This is a genomic window from Streptomyces sp. NPDC012825 (genome assembly GCF_042900925.1).
Classification (GTDB): Bacteria; Actinomycetota; Actinomycetes; order Streptomycetales; family Streptomycetaceae; genus Streptomyces.
In genome coordinates this window covers 459,560-474,391 of sequence record NZ_JBIBBZ010000003.1, presented here as the reverse complement: position 1 = coordinate 474,391, position 14,832 = coordinate 459,560, and the positions used below count along the sequence as shown (strand labels likewise).

The following is a 14,832-nucleotide window of genomic DNA, read 5'->3' as shown; positions in this document are numbered from 1 at the left end:
CGCATTGTGCCCGACGACGTGGCGGAGGCCGTCGTCACGGGATTGAATGCACGTGCTCCGGTGCACATCCTGGGGCGCCCCGGAACCCATGGGTGGGGTTTTCCGGGGATCGGCCAAGGAGGCACATGGATACCGGGGAATCCGTCCTTGGAGAGGCGGATCTGGCGCTGATCCACGCACTGCAGATGGCTCCGCGCGCCAGTTGGACCCAGCTCTCGGCCGTCCTGGAGGCGAGCCCCGACACCCTCGCCCGGCGCTGGGAGCACCTCAACGCCAAGGGTTACGCCTGGAGTTCCCTGCTCCCCGCCCGGCGCGGCAAGGAAGCCACCCTGTACGCGTGGGTGGAGCTGGAGTGCGTCGCCGGGGACATCGAGGCCACCGCGGGCGAGCTCTCGGAGGACCCCTGCACCCTCGGCGTCCACCAGGTGACCGGCGAGGCCGACCTGGTGCTGCTCGTCGCCTCCCCCGACCTCTACGCCCTCGACGGCTACCTCGCCGGCCGGGTGCGGCGCCTGCCCGGGGTGGTCAGGTGCCGCGCCCAGGTCGTCACGCGGCTGCACAACCGCCCGTACCGGTCGCGGATCGACCGGCTCGCCCCCGGACAGGTCCAGCTCCTCACGGAGCTGACGAGCGGAAAGCAGCAGGGCAGGACCCACGCGCGCGCGTACCCGTACGTCACCGACCTCGACCGGCGGATCGTCGCGGAGCTGGCGGGGGACGCCCGCCGGAGCGCCGCCGAGCTCGCCCGGCAGTGCGGTACGAGCGAGTCGACGGTGCGGCGCAGGCTGGACGTCCTGACGGCGACCGGCGCGTTCCACCACCACTGTCTGCCCGCGCCGCGCTTCTCCGGGCGCCCGGTGTGGGCCCTCGTGATGGCGGACATCCCGCCCGTCGAGGTGCCGGAGACGGTCGCCGCGCTCGGCCGGCTGCGCCAGACCCGGCTCGTCACCTCGGTCACCGGGCCGCACAACCTGGCGCTCGCGATGTGGCTCCGTACCGTCGACGAGCTGCACGAGGTGACGGCGGCGCTCGTCCGGGCCGCGCCGGCGCTGCGGATCACGGGCACCTCGCTGTCCCTGCGCACGCACAAGATTGGGGCGCAGGTCCTGGGCCCCGACGGCCGCCGGACGCACCACGTGCGCCCGGGGGACGCGGCCTGAGGCCGTGACGGGCCCGGGGCGCCTCAGGCCGGGCGGGACGCCTTGAGGGAGTACATCAGCGGGACGCGGGGGCGGTCCGCCGGGAAGCGGTAGTAGCCGTCCTCGTGCCGCTGCAGCGTGCCGTAGCGGGGGAAGAGCGAGACGTCGTGCTCGTGCAGGAACTCGATCTGCAGGCCCGCCCGCGCGAGCGCCGTGACGACCTCGCCGACCGGGTGCACCCACTCCACGCTGCGGTTGTGGACGGTGGTGGCGTCGAGGTCGGCGTACGTGCCCGGGGTGGTGTCCACCCACGGGTCGCGGACGAAGTAGTCGTGGACGATCCGGCTGCCGGTCTCGTCGTCGAGCGAGTCGGTCAGCGGATGGAACTCTGCCAGGTAGAGGAAGCCGCCGGGGGCGACGAGCGAGGCGGCGGTCTCCGCCCAGCGCTCGATGTCGGGCAGCCAGCACAGCGCCCCGCCGCCGGTGTAGACGACGTCGTACGAGCTGTCGGGGACGGCCTCGGCCGCGTCGTACACGTCGGCGGCGACGAAGGCGGCCCGGTCCTGCGCGAGGCCCAGGTCGGCGGCGAGCGAGCGGGCGGTCTCGACGGCCGGCTCGGAGAAGTCCAGGCCGACGACGTGGGCGGCGCCCCGCCGGGCCCAGGAGAGGGTGTCCAGGCCGATGTGGCACTGGAGGTGGAGCAGGGTCCGCCCGGTGACGTCCCCGACCTCGGCGAGCTCGAAGTCCCGCAGGGCGTCCTTGCCCGCGCGGAAGGCGTCGAGGTCGTAGAAGGAACCGGCCGCGTGGATCGGGACGCGCTCGTCCCAGCGCGCCCGGTTGGCCTCGCGCCAGTCCTCGGGGGTCGGAGAGTACATGTCGGCGAGGTTATCCACAGGTTGCGGAGCACGCGACCCGGTTGTCCGCCGCCCGGAGCATGATGGGTGCCATGACCGAGAGTGAGAACCCCCAGAGTCCCCAGAGCTCCGAGAACCCCGACGCGCCCGTCTGGGAGCAGCGCTTCCGCGCGCCCCGCGTCTCCCTGCCCGAGTGGGCCGAGGAGGCGCCGGACCGCTCGTTGTTCGTGTCCAACGCGACGGGGACGTACGAGCTGTACGCGTGGGACCGGGCGACCGGGGAGCAGCGGCAGGTCACGGACCGGCCGAACGGCACGACGGACGGGACGCTGTCCCCGGACGGCGAGTGGGTCTGGTGGTTCGCGGACACCGACGGGGACGAGTTCGGGGTGTGGATGCGGCAGCCGTTCGCGGGCGGCGCGGACGAGCCGGCCGTGCCGGACCTGGCCCCCTCCTATCCGGCGGGCCTCGCCATCGGCCGGGAGGGCACGGTCGTGGTGGGCCGGTCCACCGACGAGGACGGCTCGACGGTGCATCTCGTACGGCCCGGGGGCGGCGCCCCGGTCGAGATCTACCGGCACCGGGAGTCGGCCGGGGTCGGCGACCTGTCGTACGACGGCTCGCTGGTCGCGGTCGAGCACACCGAGCACGGGGACGCGATGCACTCGGCGCTCCGGGTCCTGCGCGCCTCGGACGGGAGCGCGGTCGCGGAGCTCGACGACACCAAGGGCGGCACGGAGGAGCTGGGCCTCACGGTCCTCGGCTTCGCCCCGGCCGCCGGGGACACCCGGCTGCTCGTCGGCCACCAGCGGCGCGGGCGCTGGGAGCCGATGCTGTGGGACGTGGCGACGGGTGCCGAGACCGATCTGCGGCTCGACCTGCCGGGCGACGTGTCGGCGGAGTGGTACCCGGACGGCTCGGGCCTGCTGATCGTGCACGGCTACGAGGCCCGCAGCGAGCTGTGGCGGTACGAGATCGCCACCGGCGCCCTGGTCCGGGTGGAGACCCCGGCCGGTTCGGTGTCGAGCGCGACGGCCCGGCCGGACGGCTCCGTGGAGTACCTGTGGTCCTCGGCCGCCGAGCCGCCGGTGGTGCGCTCCACGGACGGCGGGGTCGTCCTCGACCCGCCCGGCCCGAAGGCGCCGCCGTCGCTGCCGGTGGAGGACGTGTGGGTGGAGGGGCCCGGCGGCAGGGTCCACGCGCTCGTGCAGCGCCCGGCGGAGGGCGAGGGTCCGTTCCCGACCGTCTTCGAGGTGCACGGCGGCCCGACCTGGCACGACAGCGACGCCTTCGCGTCGGGCCCGGCGGCCTGGCTGGACCACGGGTACGCGGTGGTGCGGGTCAACTACCGGGGTTCGACGGGATACGGGCGGGAGTGGACGGACGCCCTGAAGCACCGGGTCGGCCTGATCGAACTGGAGGACATCGAGGCGGTCCGGGAGTGGGCGGTGACGAGCGGGCTCGCGGACCCGGAGCGGCTCGTCCTCTCCGGCGGCTCGTGGGGCGGCTATCTGACCCTCCTCGGCCTGGGCACGCGGCCGGACGCCTGGGCGGTCGGTCTCGCGGCGGTGCCGGTCGCGGACTACGTGGCGGCGTACGAGGACGAGATGGAGGCCCTGAAGGCGCTGGACCGCACGCTCCTGGGCGGCTCCCCGGAGGAGGTGCCCGAGCGGTACGCGGCCTCGTCGCCGCTGACGTACGTGGACGAGGTGAAGGCCCCGGTGCACATCTCGGCCGGCGTCAACGACCCGCGCTGCCCGATCCGCCAGATCGACAACTACGTCGAGCGGCTCGCGGCCCGGGGCGCGGTCCACGAGGTGTACCGGTACGACGCGGGCCACGGCTCCCTGGTGGTGGAGGAGCGGATCAAGCAGGTCGCCCTGGACCTGGCGTTCGCCGCGAAGCACCTGGGGACCCGGCCGGTCTAGGACTGTGCGACCCCGATCCGCCGGTCGGGCCCCGGACGGTCCAGGCCTGTCCGCCCCCGATCCGGCGGACGGGCTCCGGTCGGGCTCCGGTCGGGCACCCGGGCGACGGGGGGCCGGGCGGCCTTGCGTACCGTGGGGGGCGTGTACCGGTTCCTGAACACTCCCCGCTGGTGGGGGATCAACCTCTTCGTCCTCCTCGCGATCCCGTTCTGCGTCTTCATGGGGACCTGGCAGCTGGGCAAGTTCGAGGACCGCGTCGACTCCCACCAGGAGGCGGAGGAGCGGCCCGCGCCGAGCACGGCGAGGACCGAGCCGCTGGACTCGCTGCTCCCGGTGGACAAGGAGACGTCGGGCCGCACGGCCGAGGCGCGCGGCCGGTTCGGGGACCAGTTCCTCGTGCCGGGCCGCGAGCTGGACGGCCGGACCGGGTCGTACGTCCTGACGCTGCTGCGGACGGACGGCGGCCGGTCCCTGCCGGTGGTCCGGGGCTGGCTCCCCGAGGGCGGGCGGGCGCCCGTCCCGCCGTCCGGCGAGGTCACGGTGGTGGGCGCGCTCCAGGCCTCGGAGAACCAGGGCTCGAAGGGCGTGAACGCGGCGGGCGGGCTGCCCGAGGGGCAGCTCGGCATGATCAGCGCGGCGTCCCTGGTGAACGTGGTGACGGACGACGTCTACGACGCCTGGATCACCCTCGCGGACTCCCCCGCCGGGCTCACGCCGGTCCCGGCGGCGGCCGCCGCGGGCACGGGTCTGGACGCGAAGGCGTTCCAGAACCTCGGCTACACGGCGGAGTGGTTCGTCTTCGCCGGCTTCGTGCTCTTCATGTGGTTCCGGCTCGTACGCCGCGAGGCGGAGGCCTCCCGGGACGCGGCTCTGGGGTTGTAGGGACCTACGCCCCGGGCCGGACGGTCCGGCAGTCCGGCAGTCCGGCAGTCCGGCAGTCCAAGTGGCCCGGCGGTCCGGATGGCCCGGCGGTCCGGGTGGCCCGGTGGTCCGGGCCCCCGGGCTCAGGAGGGGATGAGGAGGCCGGTGCGGTAGACCGTGCCGGCGCAGGCGTCGGGGACGACGGCCGACAGCGAGGGGCCGCCGGGCTCCGCCGTGTGGCTGACCACGACGTCGCCGTCCGCCGGTTCGCCGTCCGCCAGGAGCAGCTGGGCCGCCGGGCCGCCGTCGGCCGCCGGACCCGGATCCGGGCTGTCGCCGGTACCGCCGGTGCCGCCGGATCCCGGGCCCGTACTGGGGTCGGGGTCGCCCGTGGACTCGGTCGGAGTGGGCGTCGGGGGCGTCGTGGTCGGCGGGTCGACGGGGGTGGTCGGCGTCGGGGTGGGGGTGCTCCCGGTCGTCGGACAGGTCTCGCTCGGCACCCAGACGAACTTCACCTCGTAGGAGGCGTTCGGCTTCAGGAGGAGCCGGGCGGACTCCTGCGAGGGGTCGGGCAGCCCGCTGCCCGCGTCGCCGGAGGTGTGCCGGACCACCGAGACGCGCCCGGGGTCGGCCGCCCCCCGGGCCTCCAGACCGACGGCGCCGACGCCCTCCACGACACAGGGGGTGCCGGAGACGTTGACGACGCGGAAGCTGCCGTACACCCTGCCCTCGGCGTCGGGTGCGCCGGCCTGCGCGCCGCCGGAGCCGAGGCGGCCGGACGAGCAGCGGTCGAAGCCGACTCCCAACCCGTTCCCCGGGAACGTGCCGGAGGCTTCGTCGCCGGGCTGTTCCGGCTTTCCGGAGGAGCCGTCGGCCGCGCCCTCCCCGCCGTCCGGGCTCGGGGAGGCGCTGGTCGCGGTGGGTTCGGCGCTCTGGCCGCCCTCGACGCCGGTCTCGGTGCCGGTGCCGCCTTGGGCCTCCTCGCCGTGGCCGGCGTTGACGGGGCTGGCGGTGGTGGTGCCCTCCGAGGAGGCGACGTGCACGAAGGCCGGCACGGCCGTTCCGATGAGGACCGCGGCGGCCGCGGCGCCCACGACGGCCTGGCGCTTGCGGGCGCGGCGGGCGGGCACGGCGCGGCGCAGGTGCTCCAGCGAACCGAGGGAGGGTTCCAGTCCCTCCACGGCGCCGTGGAGCATCCGCCGCAGCGCCAACTCCTCGTCCCCGCCGCCCTCGCCGGGCCCGGGCTCGATGTTCACCATGCGCTGTCCACTCAGATCGTCACGTTCGTCTCGGGCACGGGCCCCGGGGCCCCCGGCGACCTTACGGCCTCCGGTCCCCCCGTGGTCCTCGGTCTCCCCGCCGCCCCCGGCCTCCCCCTGGTCCTCGGTCTCCGCCCCACGGCCACCGTGGTCCCCGGCGGTCGCTCCACGTCCCTCTGACTCCCCGGGCTTCCCGGCGTCCCCGGACTCCCCGACGTCTCCAGCGCTCTCGGAGCCCCCGGACTCCCCGGCCTCCGCCCCGCGCCCCCCGCGTTCCTCGGGCTCCCCGGCCTCTCCGGGCTCCCCGCGCTCCTCGGCGTGGTCCCCGGGCGGTGTGCCGTCCTCGGTGGTCTCGCGGCCCCCGGGGGTCACCGCGTCCTCGGCGGAGGTCCGCTCCTCGGGGGTCCTGCCCCTCTCGCCACGCGCCCCGCTCACGACGTCGCTCCCATGGCGACGCGCAGTGCCGCGACGCCCCGCGAGCCGTACGCCTTCACCGAGCCCAGGGATATCCCCAGCGTCTCGGCGACCTGGACCTCGGTCATGTCCGCGAAGTACCGCAGGACGAGGACCTCGCGCTGGCGCCGCTGGAGCCCGCGCATCGCCTTGATCAGGTCGTCGCGCTCCAGCCGGTCGTACGCCCCCTCCTCCGCGCTGGCCATGTCCGGCATCGGCTTCGAGAGCAGCTTGAGGCCGAGGATGCGGCGGCGCAGCGCGGACCGGGAGAGGTTCACGACGGTCTGGCGCAGGTAGGCGAGCGTCTTCTCCGGCTCACGGACCCGCTTGCGGGCCGAGTGGACGCGGATGAACGCCTCCTGGACCACGTCCTCGCAGGAGGCCGTGTCGTCGAGGAGCAGCGCGGCGAGGCCGAGGAGCGACCGGTAGTGGGCGCGGTAGGTCTCGGTCAGGTGGTCGACGGTGGTGCCGACGGCCGGGACGTCCTCGTCGCTCGTGCGGGGCGACGGGATGCCTTTCACCCGGGGAGGCCGGGAGTCGGTGGGCACGGGGGCGATCACCGGCATTCCGCCGAGGGCCCGCGGCCGCCTGAAGGGGGCGACGACGGGGCCGCGCACGGGGCCGGCGACGCCGCTCCGTACGGGGAGCAACGCCGTGCCCGCGCCGCGCGGCGGGGCGATGGTCGCGATGTCGAGTACCTCTGCCACGCCTGTTGGACACGCCTACCCCCGGCAGGGTTGTACGCGCTCGCCGTCGTTTTCGACGGCGGGTTGTTCGTCCTCATGCGTAACCGTTCTCCCCCGATGCCCCGCTTCCCCAGCGCGCCCGGCGCCACACGCCCATGGGTGTCCACGGAGACGCGCCCCGCTCAACTACTGGTTGCAGCAAGGGGGAAGTGCATCGTCGTCCAGGACATCACCGCAGTTCAAGGGTTATCTGACACCTATTTGCTCACAGCTCGTCCACAGATCGCACAAATCCGTGACACACGACTCCCCCCGCGCGGACGGCCGGGGGCCGCCGTGCGGGGGGAGAGGTGAGAAGGGCCGGGAGGCCGGGAGGGACCGGGCGGAGTCAGCGCCCGGTGCCGCCGTAGACCACGGCCTCGTCCGAGTCGCTGTCCAGACCGAAGGCGGTGTGGACGGCGCGCACGGCCTCGTTGACGTCGTCGGCGCGGGTGACGACCGAGATGCGGATCTCGGAGGTCGAGATCAGCTCGATGTTCACGCCCGCGTCGGAGAGCGCCCGGAAGAAGTCGGCGGTGACGCCCGGGTTGGTCTTCATGCCGGCGCCGACGAGTGAGATCTTGCCGATCTGGTCGTCGTAGCGCAGCGAGTCGAAGCCGATCGCGTCCTTCGCCTTCTCCAGGGCGTCGATGGCCTTGCGGCCCTCGGCCTTGGGGAGGGTGAAGGAGATGTCCGTGAGGCCGGTGGAGGCGGCGGACACGTTCTGGACGATCATGTCGATGTTGATCTCGGCGTCCGCGACGGCGCGGAAGATGGCCGCGGCCTCGCCCGGCTTGTCCGGCACGCCGACGACGGTGATCTTCGCCTCGGAGGTGTCGTGGGCGACACCCGAGATGATGGCCTGCTCCACCTTGGAGTCCCCTGTCGGTTCGTTGCTGACCCACGTGCCCTGGAGTCCGGAGAAGGACGACCGGACGTGGATCGGGATGTTGTAGCGGCGCGCGTACTCGACGCAGCGGTGCAGCAGCACCTTGGAGCCGGAGGCGGCGAGCTCCAGCATGTCCTCGAAGGAGATCCACTCGATCTTCTTCGCCTTCTTCACCACGCGCGGGTCGGCGGTGAAGACGCCGTCGACGTCGGTGTAGATCTCGCAGACCTCGGCGTCGAGCGCGGCGGCGAGCGCCACGGCGGTGGTGTCCGAGCCGCCGCGGCCCAGCGTGGTGATGTCCTTCTTGTCCTGGGACACGCCCTGGAAGCCGGCGACGATGGCGATGTTGCCCTCGTCGAGGGCGGTGCGGATCCGGCCCGGCGTGACATCGATGATGCGCGCCTTGTTGTGGACCGAGTCGGTGATGACACCGGCCTGGCTGCCCGTGAAGGACTGGGCCTCGTGGCCCAGGTTTTTGATCGCCATGGCCAGCAGGGCCATGGAGATCCGCTCCCCGGCGGTCAGCAGCATGTCGAATTCGCGGCCGGAAGGAATCGGGGATACCTGTCCGGCGAGATCGATCAGCTCGTCCGTCGTGTCGCCCATCGCGGAAACCACGACGACCACCTGGTGGCCGTTCTTCTTGGCGTCCACGATCCGCTTGGCGACGCGCTTGATGCCTTCGGCATCGGCAACGGAGGAGCCTCCGTACTTCTGCACGACAAGGCCCACGTGCGCTCCTCGCTCAGTCTGTGCCGCAGCCGGCGCTGCGATCGGCTCAGTCTATCGAGCGACTCGAAAACGCCTACGAGGTATCGCATGGTGAGACGAGCCGCTCAGCAGGTGATCACCCGACCGAAATGCCCCGAACGGTCCGCCCGGCCGGGCCCTCAGCGCTTGAGCGACCGCAGCCCCAGCGGCCCCGCGATCTCCCGGATCATCACCAGTCCCGCCTCCTCCGCGAGGTCGTCCTCGGCCATGTCCTCGTCCGTGTCGAGGCCGTCCAGGGCCGCGAGGGGCTGGTCGAGGCGGACGTGGGCGACGAGGGACTGGAGGGCGCGGAGGGTGGCCGAGGCGGTCGGCCCCCAGTTGGAGAAGTACGAGAACTGCCACCACCACAGGGCCTCGCTGGTCCGGCCCGCCCGGTAGTGGGCCAGGCCGTGGCTCAGGTCGGCGACGACGTCGGCCAGGTTGTCGGAGATCCGGGCCGGGACCGGGGCCTTGCGGGGCTCGTACGGGTCGAAGACCTCCGAGAAGACGTCGACCGGCTCCAGGAGGGCGGCGAACCGCTCGCGCAGGTCGTCCGCGTCCGGCTCCGGACCGGTGTCCGTCTCGTACCGCTCGTCCGGGAGGATGTCCTCGTGGGCGCCGAGCCGCCCGCCCGCCAGAAGGAGCTGGGAGACCTCCAGGAGCAGGAAGGGGACCGTGCTGCCCGGCTCGTCGCCCTTGGCCACCTCGGTGGTCGCGACGATGAAGCTCTCGATGGAGTCGGCGATCTGGACCGCGAAGTCGTCGGGGTCCTGCGTGACGGAGTGCAGTGTGGGGTCAGACATCGAGCCGCCTTCCTCGGAGCAACACACGCCCCAGGTCGTCATACATCCAGCAGCCTCCGGCCCTCGAAGGCGCGGCCCAGGGTCACCTCGTCCGCGTACTCCAGGTCGCCGCCGACCGGGAGACCGCTCGCGAGCCGGGTGACCCGCAGGCCCATGGGCTTGATCATCCGCGCCAGGTACGTCGCGGTGGCCTCGCCCTCCAGGTTCGGGTCGGTCGCGAGGATCAGCTCGGTGACCGTGCCGTCCGCGAGCCGCGCGAGCAGCTCGCGGATGCGCAGGTCGTCCGGGCCGACGCCCTCGATGGGGCTGATCGCGCCGCCGAGGACGTGGTAGCGGCCGCGGAACTCCCGCGTCCGCTCGATCGCCACGACGTCCTTGGGCTCCTCGACCACGCAGATGACGGTCAGGTCCCGGCGCGGGTCCCGGCAGATGTTGCACTGCTCCTGCTGTGCCACGTTGCCGCAGACCGCGCAGAACCTGACCTTCTCCTTGACCTCCAGGAGCGCGTGCGCGAGCCGGCGGACGTCCGTCGGCTCCGCCTGGAGGACGTGGAAGGCGATCCGCTGCGCGCTCTTGGGACCGACGCCGGGCAGCCTGCCCAGTTCGTCGATGAGGTCCTGAACCACGCCTTCGTACAACGGAACGCCCTTCTCGGGGGTGCTTGATTCTTACGGTAGTGGCTGGGGCCGGGCCTGGGGAGCCCAACGGAGGGGGTGCCGTGGACGGGCCCCGCCGGCGGGTCTCAGAGGCCGAGGCCCGGCAGGCCGCCCATGCCCTGGGCCAGCGGGCCCAGCTTGGCCTGCTGGAGCTGCTGCGCGTTGTCGTTGGCGGCCTGCACGGCGGCCACGATCAGGTCGGCCAGCGTCTCGGTGTCCTCCGGATCGACCGCCTTGGGGTCGATCACCAGGCCGCGCAGCTCGCCGGAGCCGGTCACGGTCGCCCGGACCAGGCCGCCGCCCGCCTGTCCGTCGACCTCGGTCGCCGCGAGCTCCTCCTGCGCCCTGGCGAGGTCCTGCTGCATCTTCTGGGCCTGCTGGAGAAGCTGCTGCATGTTGGGCTGGCCACCACCGGGAATCACGGTCACTCCTGAGGGTCGGTACGTCGTCCGGTCTGGACGTCTGGTCGGCATGTCCGGTCGGTACGTACGGTCCGCGCGTCCGGTCGGTACGTACGGTCCATATGTCTGACTCGGTACGCCGAGCCTACGTGGTCCCCGCCTGCGCTGCCTCCACCACTCTTTCAGGTGAGAAATCGCGGGCTCCTCTACCTGATCAACACCCTCTTGCGGGCGGAAATCCTGGGATTCCGGGCCCGCCGCCCTCCATTCGGCGGTAGGAAGGGCAGGCACCACGTGCACCGCATGTCCCAGAAGGACACGAGCGACACGAGCGCCGAGCCGAGCGGAGGCGCTGAGCCGAACAGAGGAGTCCCCCGGTGAGCCAGCAGCCGGAGATGCAGCCACCGGGGCACCCCGGGGGAGACGTCCACCCCGGGTCGACCGGCCGTCCCGGCCCGGCCGGCCGCGGCGCGAGCGGCCGCGACCTGGCCGGCAGACCCTTCCCCCTGGGGGACTGGGGCGAGCCGGCCGAGCGGCTCGACGAGCTGTACCGCTGGGTGGAGGCGAACGCCCTGCGCACCGCCGAGTGGTACCTGTCCGACCGGGTCTGGAAACGCCGCGCCGCCCGCCTCCTGCGCGTCGGCACCACCGTCGGGGTGACCGCGGGCGCCGCGCTGCCGCTGCTCGACCTGACCGGGGTCGCCGCGGGCACGGCCGGCTGGGGCTATCTGTCGCTGCTGCTCGGCGCCGCGTGCATGGCCTGCGACCGGTACTTCGGGGTGACGTCGGGCTGGATGCGGGACGTGGCGACGGCGCAGGCGGTGCAGCGGCGGCTCCAGGTGCTCCAGTTCGACTGGGCCTCGGAGAGCGTCCGGGAGGTCCTCGGGCCCACGGAGGGCACCGCGAGCGAGGCGGCCGAGCGCTGTCTCGGCGTGCTGCGCCGCTTCTCGGAGGACGTGACGGAGCTGGTACGGGCGGAGACCGCCGACTGGATGGTCGAGTTCCGCTCGGGTCCGGCGCCGCTCGCGCTCCAGTCGGTCGGCGTGGTGCCGTCCCGGCCCGAGAGCGTCCAGCCCGTGAGCGGCCGCTTCCCGCTGCCGCCGGGCACCCGCCCGAACATGCCGCGCCAGCGGCCCCCGGAGGCCCGCTGAGGCCTCTCCGGGGGCGCCGGGCCCGCGAAGATCAGCTCAGGATGATCATCGAGCCCTGGGCCAGGCTCCGGGTCGCCGCCGCGTGCAGCCCCAGCCACACGTGGCGCTCCCGGGCGAAGGGCCCCTGGTCGTGCGGGGAGGGGCCGACGGCCGGCTCCTCCAGGGCGGTCGGCCGCTCCGGCGGCAGCGGGGCGGCCGGCGGGTTCGCCGGGTCGATGCCGATCGAGGGCGCCACGAACTGGAGTTCCCGCAGCAGCCCGTGCGAGGAGCCGAGCGGTCCGCCGCCCTCCAGCAGCTCGTCGCTGGCGAGCGGCGCCGGGAAGTCGACCGGCACGTACGCGCCCGCGTGGTCGTAGTGCCAGACCAGGTGCGACTGCTGGGCGGTCGCCTCGAACATCTCCAGGAGCTGTTCGTAGTCCCCGCCCAGCTCGCCGACCGGCTCGACCGGCAGGCCGTGCACCTGGAGCAGGTAGGCGCGGCGCAGGAAGTGCAGGGCCTCGTAGTCGAACCCGGCGACCGGGGCGACGTCGCCGGAGAGCCCCGGCATGTACGCGTAGACGGGCACGGTCGGCAGGCCCGAGGCGCTGAGGACGGCGTCGTAGGCGGCGATCTCTTCGGCGAAGGGGTTGTCGGGGCTGTGGCACAGCACGTCGACGAGGGGGACCAGCCACAGGTCACAGGCCAAGGGAGGCTCGCTCTCCGTCAGTTGCAGGGACGGCCAGGGTAGTCGGATCGTCCGACCACGCCCACCCGCTGAGGACCTGCCCCCGGAGGCGCCCCCTCAACCCGCCGGTCCCCGCTCTCCCCGCCGCTCCAGCCCGTCCGCCCATTCCAGCGCGTGCGCGTTGTACTCCCGCACGACCGTCACGGCGGCCTCCGCGTCGCCGCGGGTGATCGCGTCGATCAGGTCCACGTGCCCGCTCCACAGCCGGCCCAGGAGGTCCCGCTCGGAGCGCAGGTGGGGGACGGAGAAGGCCCAGGCCTGGACGCGGAGCCGGTGCAGGAAGTCCGCGAGGTGGTCGTTGGCGGCGACCAGGCGCCCCAGCTCGCGCCAGTAGCGGATGTCGTAGCCGACGAGGACGTCCAGGTCCCCGGCGCGGGCCGCGCGCGCGGCGGCCTCGCCCCGGCGGCGCACGGAGACGAGCACGACCCCGATGCCGGGCTCGGGGGCCGGGGGCGGGGGCGGGAGGGTGGTAGCGCGACGGCGGAAGATGCCCTCGACGACGAGCATGCGGGCCTCGACCATCCGCCGGTAGTCGTCCACGGAGTACCGGTGGACGCGGAAGCCGCGGTGCTGGTCGGAGTCGAGGAGCCCCTGCGCGCAGAGGTCCACGAGGGCTTCGCGGACGGGCGTGGCCGAGACGCCGTACTGCTCGGCGATCTGCTTGACGGTGAACTCCCGCCCGGCCTCGAGACGGCCCGCGAGCACCTCGTCACGCAGCGCGTCCGCGATCTGCTGTCGCAGGGTGCTGCGGGTGACGCCTCCGCTCGCGGGCATGGTGGTGGGTCCCCTCCGTCCGGCTCCGGACACCCTAGTCCAGACGGAGGGGACCTCTCCGGTACGGCTCGTACCAGCGCTTACGCGGTGTGCTCGTCGGCCACCGAGAGGGCCGCGTCCAGGGCCGCGAGGCCCTCCTTGGCCTCCGCCTCGGAGACGTTGCAGGCGGGGACGGCGTGGGTGCGGTTCATGTTCACGAAGGGCCACAGGCCGTGCTTCTTCGCGGCGGCGGCGAAGGCGGCCATGGGGGCGTTGGCCTCGCCGGCCGCGTTGTACGGGACGAGCGGCTCGCGGGTCTCCCTGTTCCTGACCAGGTCGAGCGCCCAGAAGACGCCGAGGCCGCGGACCTCGCCCACCGAGGGGTGGCGTTCGGCCAGTTCGCGCAGGCCGGGGCCGAGGACGGTCTCGCCGATGTGCGCGGCGTGCTCGACGACCTTCTCGTCCTCCATCACCCGAATGGTGGCGACGGCGGCGGCGCAGGCCAGCGGGTGACCGGAGTAGGTCAGGCCGCCGGGGTACGGGCGCTTGTCGAAGGTGGCGGCGATCTCGGCGTTGATGGCGACGCCGCCGAGCGGCACGTAGCCGGAGTTCACGCCCTTGGCGAAGGTCATCAGGTCGGGCACGACGTCGAAGTGCTCGGCGGCGAACCACTTTCCGGTGCGGCCGAAGCCGGCCATGACCTCGTCCAGGACGAAGACGATGCCGTACCTGTCGCAGATCTCGCGCACGCCGGCGAGGTAGCCGGGCGGCGGGGTCATGATGCCGGCGGTGCCGGGGACGGTCTCCAGGACGAGCGCGGCGACGGTCGCCGGACCCTCGAAGGCGATCGTGTCCTCCAGGTGCTGGAGGGCCCGCGCGCACTCCTCCGCCTCGGTGGTGGCGTAGAAGGGCGAGCGGTAGAGGAACGGCGCCCAGAAGCGCACGACGCCCGCGGAGCCGGTGTCGGAGGCCCAGCGGCGCGGGTCGCCGGTCAGGTTGATCGCGGTGGAGGTGGCGCCGTGGTACGAGCGGTAGGCGGAGAGCACCTTCGTGCGGCCCGTGTGCAGACGGGCCATGCGGACGGCGTTCTCGACGGCCTCGGCGCCGCCGTTGGTGAAGAAGATCTTGTCCAGGTCGCCCGGGGTGCGCTCGGCGATGAGGCGTGCGGCCTCGGAGCGGACGTCCACGGCGAAGGCGGGCGCGAAGGTGGCGAGCTTCCCGGCCTGCTCCTGGATCGCGGCGACGACCCTGGGGTGCTGGTAGCCGATGTTGGTGTAGACGAGACCGCTGGTGAAGTCGAGGTAGCGGTTGCCGTCGTAGTCCCAGAAGTACGAACCCTCGGCGCCGGCGACGGCGAGCGGGTCGATCAGGCCCTGGGCGGACCAGGAGTGGAACACGTGGGCACGGTCGGCGGCCTTGACGGCGGCGCCGGCCTGCGGATCGGGTGCGGCATGAGGGGTCATGCGGCCGAGGGTAAGGAATCGCA

The 14,832-nt window shown here is 73.3% G+C and carries 14 protein-coding genes; 4 read left to right on the top strand and 10 right to left on the bottom strand.

Going from position 1 to position 14,832, the window contains the following annotated elements:
• Positions 1-125 precede the first annotated feature (125 nt).
• Positions 126-1,160 carry an Lrp/AsnC family transcriptional regulator gene (locus tag ACFY7E_RS10800; RefSeq protein ID WP_389483026.1) on the top strand — a complete coding sequence of 345 codons (1,035 nt, stop codon included), beginning with the start codon at positions 126-128 and terminating at the stop codon, positions 1,158-1,160.
• A gap of 23 nt (positions 1,161-1,183) precedes the next feature.
• On the opposite strand, the gene ACFY7E_RS10795 is transcribed toward ACFY7E_RS10800, so the two are convergent.
• Positions 1,184-2,014, bottom strand: a complete 831-nt coding sequence (locus ACFY7E_RS10795; protein ID WP_389483023.1) for a class I SAM-dependent methyltransferase — start codon at positions 2,012-2,014, stop codon at positions 1,184-1,186.
• 62 nt (positions 2,015-2,076) lie between these two features.
• On the opposite strand from ACFY7E_RS10795, the gene ACFY7E_RS10790 reads away from it, so the two are divergent.
• Both ACFY7E_RS10790 and ACFY7E_RS10785 read left to right on the top strand, forming a co-directional pair.
• Positions 2,077-3,921 carry a prolyl oligopeptidase family serine peptidase gene (locus ACFY7E_RS10790; protein WP_383436814.1) on the top strand — a complete coding sequence of 615 codons (1,845 nt, stop codon included), beginning with the start codon at positions 2,077-2,079 and terminating at the stop codon, positions 3,919-3,921.
• 141 nt (positions 3,922-4,062) lie between these two features.
• Entirely contained in the window at positions 4,063-4,803 is a 741-nt protein-coding gene (locus ACFY7E_RS10785) for an SURF1 family protein (RefSeq protein WP_389483020.1), read from the top strand.
• Between the two features lie 122 nt (positions 4,804-4,925).
• Here the strand turns inward: ACFY7E_RS10785 and ACFY7E_RS10780 are convergent, their stop codons facing one another.
• The 6 genes from ACFY7E_RS10780 to ACFY7E_RS10755 all read right to left on the bottom strand — a co-directional run bounded on the left by ACFY7E_RS10780 (position 4,926) and on the right by ACFY7E_RS10755 (position 10,739).
• On the bottom strand, positions 4,926-6,041 hold the full coding sequence (locus ACFY7E_RS10780) for a hypothetical protein (protein WP_389483018.1): 1,116 nt from the start codon (positions 6,039-6,041) through the stop codon (positions 4,926-4,928).
• A 431-nt stretch (positions 6,042-6,472) separates the two neighbouring features.
• Complete coding sequence (locus tag ACFY7E_RS10775) at positions 6,473-7,201, bottom strand: SigE family RNA polymerase sigma factor (protein WP_389483015.1); 729 nt, start codon at positions 7,199-7,201, stop codon at positions 6,473-6,475.
• A gap of 367 nt (positions 7,202-7,568) precedes the next feature.
• Positions 7,569-8,840 (bottom strand): aspartate kinase, encoded by a 1,272-nt coding sequence (locus ACFY7E_RS10770; RefSeq protein WP_389483013.1) that lies wholly within the window; start codon positions 8,838-8,840, stop codon positions 7,569-7,571.
• Between the two features lie 158 nt (positions 8,841-8,998).
• Positions 8,999-9,661: a DUF5063 domain-containing protein gene (locus ACFY7E_RS10765; RefSeq protein WP_389483010.1), complete on the bottom strand. Its 663-nt coding sequence runs from the start codon at positions 9,659-9,661 to the stop codon at positions 8,999-9,001.
• 38 nt (positions 9,662-9,699) lie between these two features.
• Complete coding sequence (recR, locus tag ACFY7E_RS10760) at positions 9,700-10,299, bottom strand: recombination mediator RecR (RefSeq protein WP_188271073.1); 600 nt, start codon at positions 10,297-10,299, stop codon at positions 9,700-9,702.
• Positions 10,300-10,403: 104 nt separating this feature from the next.
• Positions 10,404-10,739 carry a YbaB/EbfC family nucleoid-associated protein gene (locus tag ACFY7E_RS10755; RefSeq protein WP_365539404.1) on the bottom strand — a complete coding sequence of 112 codons (336 nt, stop codon included), beginning with the start codon at positions 10,737-10,739 and terminating at the stop codon, positions 10,404-10,406.
• Between the two features lie 374 nt (positions 10,740-11,113).
• Between ACFY7E_RS10755 and ACFY7E_RS10750 the strand changes: the two genes are divergently transcribed.
• On the top strand, positions 11,114-11,869 hold the full coding sequence (locus ACFY7E_RS10750; RefSeq protein WP_389483375.1) for an SLATT domain-containing protein: 756 nt from the start codon (positions 11,114-11,116) through the stop codon (positions 11,867-11,869).
• Positions 11,870-11,900: 31 nt separating this feature from the next.
• Here the strand turns inward: ACFY7E_RS10750 and ACFY7E_RS10745 are convergent, their stop codons facing one another.
• The 3 genes from ACFY7E_RS10745 to ACFY7E_RS10735 all read right to left on the bottom strand — a co-directional run bounded on the left by ACFY7E_RS10745 (position 11,901) and on the right by ACFY7E_RS10735 (position 14,809).
• A complete protein-coding gene (locus ACFY7E_RS10745; protein WP_383436760.1) occupies positions 11,901-12,554 on the bottom strand; it encodes a hypothetical protein in 654 nt (217 codons plus the stop codon).
• Positions 12,555-12,650: 96 nt separating this feature from the next.
• Positions 12,651-13,367, bottom strand: coding sequence for a GntR family transcriptional regulator (locus ACFY7E_RS10740; RefSeq protein WP_389483006.1), 717 nt, complete (start codon positions 13,365-13,367; stop codon positions 12,651-12,653).
• Positions 13,368-13,447: 80 nt separating this feature from the next.
• Positions 13,448-14,809 carry an aspartate aminotransferase family protein gene (locus tag ACFY7E_RS10735; protein WP_389483003.1) on the bottom strand — a complete coding sequence of 454 codons (1,362 nt, stop codon included), beginning with the start codon at positions 14,807-14,809 and terminating at the stop codon, positions 13,448-13,450.
• Positions 14,810-14,832: the final 23 nt, after the last annotated feature.

Bases quoted from the DNA above. Each gene is read 5' to 3' on its own strand.
- ACFY7E_RS10800 (WP_389483026.1), top strand. From the start codon at position 126: ATGGATACCGGGGAATCCGTCCTTGGAGAGGCGGATCTGGCGCTGATC.
- ACFY7E_RS10740 (WP_389483006.1), bottom strand. From the start codon at position 13,367: ATGCCCGCGAGCGGAGGCGTCACCCGCAGCACCCTGCGACAGCAGATC.
- ACFY7E_RS10790 (WP_383436814.1), top strand. From the start codon at position 2,077: ATGGGTGCCATGACCGAGAGTGAGAACCCCCAGAGTCCCCAGAGCTCC.
- ACFY7E_RS10780 (WP_389483018.1), bottom strand. From the start codon at position 6,041: ATGGTGAACATCGAGCCCGGGCCCGGCGAGGGCGGCGGGGACGAGGAG.
- ACFY7E_RS10795 (WP_389483023.1), bottom strand. From the start codon at position 2,014: ATGTACTCTCCGACCCCCGAGGACTGGCGCGAGGCCAACCGGGCGCGC.
- ACFY7E_RS10750 (WP_389483375.1), top strand. From the start codon at position 11,114: ATGCAGCCACCGGGGCACCCCGGGGGAGACGTCCACCCCGGGTCGACC.
- ACFY7E_RS10735 (WP_389483003.1), bottom strand. From the start codon at position 14,809: ATGACCCCTCATGCCGCACCCGATCCGCAGGCCGGCGCCGCCGTCAAG.
- ACFY7E_RS10765 (WP_389483010.1), bottom strand. From the start codon at position 9,661: ATGTCTGACCCCACACTGCACTCCGTCACGCAGGACCCCGACGACTTC.